This window comes from Paracoccus sp. (in: a-proteobacteria), from assembly GCF_039808215.1.
Taxonomy (GTDB): domain Bacteria; phylum Pseudomonadota; class Alphaproteobacteria; order Rhodobacterales; family Rhodobacteraceae; genus Paracoccus.
The window spans coordinates 1-2,632 of record NZ_JBDHSP010000163.1; the positions used below are offsets into that span (position 1 = coordinate 1).

Genomic DNA, 2,632 nt, shown 5'->3' on the forward strand with positions numbered 1-2,632 from the left:
CGTGTTCGTTGCTGTAGGCCCGCATCACGAAGTCCGGCAGTGCGACCGGAAAGACAGCAGGATGTTCGGTCTCGATGATGCCACTTCCGGCTCATTCTGATCTTGCGCCGCCAGCGGCGCGAGGGTGGCGGCGGAAAGAAATCCGCGGCGTGTCCAGGTCATGGCGTCAGGGCTCCAGAAATTGAAGATCCTCCGGCAGCTCGGATGGCTGCTCGAAGAGGTTGGTTCCAAACAGCAGGGGAAGCAGGTTCCCGTTCGGATCGGGAATATTCCCCGTCAGGAAAAACTGCGTGATCTGGCCAAGCGCCGCGTTCGTGATGAGCAGCGCATTGGGCGTGAGATTGGTCAGATACGTGTGCGGGTTCGCGGCAAGCCGCGGGGATTTCGCCCGCGCGAGATCATGGCGGTAGATCCACGTGGTGTCTTTCATCCCCGCAAACCGCGCCAGCGCCGATTCCATCGGGTTTGGAACGGTCGCGTCACCCTTGGCGAATTGAAACAGCACGGTCTTCTCCTTGCCGCCCTCGAGAAGGGTGCGCCTGAAGTGGGAGACATAGGAAACGGGGTCGCCTTCCGCCTGTAGCCACTCGAGTGTCTCGAAAGCATTTTGGATGTCGATCGCTCCCGGCGCCGTCACCACATCCACGGGCTGGTTCCGCAAGACGTAACTTTCGTTGAATCCCATGTCCGCGTTCAGAAGCGAAGGCAACCGCAAACTCAGGTTCAGGGTAGTGGCCGGGAGAAAAGCGGGACTCCACCGCGCGATGTCCACCAGCGAACCCCCGCCGGAATTGAGAGCCGCCAGCGTGATCCCCGGATCCACCGCCAATACCATCGACCCATACAAGGCGCCGAGCGACTGCCCTACATAGTAGATCCTGTCCGGATCAAAGTCGGCGAGGCCATCCCCATCCACATCGAGGCCCAGCCGGATCGCCTGAATAAGTTGCAGAATGTCCACGGCGGTCTGCCGCAGGCAATCGCGCAGGCCTAATGGAGAAGAGGCGGCCGCCGCGCACCCCTCCGCGCTTTCAATGCGCCCGTCCCCGTCTATGTCCGCTCCGCGCCCGGGAAGGGAAATCTCATAACTCGATCCGGACCTGTCGCGCGCCCGGAGCACGCTTTGCGGTCCGTATCCATGCCCCACGGCGGAAATTGCAATCACCGCGATGCCGCTTTCTCCGCTCGCATACGACATCAGCGCCGGAGCGCCGATACGGCTATCCCCCATCCCATGCCCGTAAATGATGACGGGGTATCCCTTGTCAGGCCGCTTCAACCGCGGCAGATAGGCGGCGAAGGGCACTTGAACGGTCGCGTCCGGCAGTGCGAGATCCTCGGCCGACGGAACCGCCGCAATCGTCCGGTCCGCGTCTCGAAAGTCGGGCGATGTATAGCTGCCGAGCGCCACCGCCCGCACCGCGTTCTGCAGCAGTTCCACCGGCAGCGGGACATCCGTGTACGTGTCCGGATTCACCCCCGTCTGCTGATGCCACACCACGTTCTGCAGATCCTCGACCGCGAACACGCCATTGCCGTCCAGCAGCGTGGGGGCGGGGGCCACATTCGAGAGTTGATCGCGAGCTTTTTCGAGCCATGCCGTCGCGCTCATGGTGGTGAACAGGCTCGCTCCCGCCACGTTCACCCCATCGCCCGCCGACTTCACCGCATCCGCCAGCGCCGCGCAGTAGTCCTCGGACACAGTGCACGTTGTAAAGGAGTCGTCCGCTTCCACGGGATCGCCGCCCTCATCCTTGACGGCATCGGTGACCACAATCATGTACCGCCGGTGCTGGTCCATTACCGAATCCGGCTTCCCATACGCCGTGTTCGATGCCGGGTCCCACACCACCTGCGTCAACGGCACTTTGTCGCCGGTCTGATGAACGCCCGGCTCCTCATCCGTCAGATTCTCGCGGGCCACCAGGTAGATTCCTTCCTGCAGGGTCTCCGGCTTCACCGCTCCCGAGAACCGCACGCGGATCCGGGCGCGTGGATTGAACCCGTCGAAGCTCTGGAGCAGCCACGCTTCCTGGCAGGCGTTCGGTTTCGCCGCGCAATCATCCGGAGCCGGCATGCGCACCATCCGCGCGGTCTTCGTGTTTGTCGCCGGCGCCGTCAGGAAATCCGTGGGGAACGGCCCAATTTCGGGATTCGAAGGGTCAAAAAGCACCTTTACTCCCGCGCCGGCCGCCGGTGCGGCCAGGACAAGAGACAGGAGGGCGAAAATTGTCCGTGTAAAACGCATGAGGTACACCTTACCTACAAGACATCGGCAAATCCGCGCTTGAGGTGACGGAAGAACAGACCTCCGAGAACAAAAATCGTCATCGCATAGAGACTCAGCAGACCCAACTCCTCGATGTTCGGAGGCCGGTAGGAGAGCAGGCTCGAACGATAAGCGCGCACCAGATAGGACATCGGATTATAGTGCACCAGGAACCGCAACTCCGGCGGAACCGAAGCCTCCGTGATGAAAATCGGCGTCATCCAGAACCACAGCGTCAGCACGACCATCACCGCCTGCGAGGTGTCTCTCAGATATACCTGGAGGCTCGAGATGATCCAGCCGAGACCAATGCCGAGCAGCCCGGTGAGGAGCATGTAGATGGGCAGCAGCGCGTGGATCATC

The 2,632-nt window shown here is 62.0% G+C and carries 2 protein-coding genes; both read right to left on the bottom strand.

Annotation, left to right across the window (positions count from 1 at the left end; all coding sequences use genetic code 11):
• Window positions 1-166: 166 nt before the first annotated feature.
• On the bottom strand, window positions 167-2,248 hold the full coding sequence (locus tag WMK75_RS19010) for an Ig-like domain-containing protein (protein WP_347269138.1): 2,082 nt from the start codon (window positions 2,246-2,248) through the stop codon (window positions 167-169).
• 14 nt (window positions 2,249-2,262) lie between these two features.
• On the bottom strand, window positions 2,263-2,632 hold a 370-nt coding region (locus WMK75_RS19015), incomplete at its 5' end, for an ABC transporter permease (protein WP_347269139.1).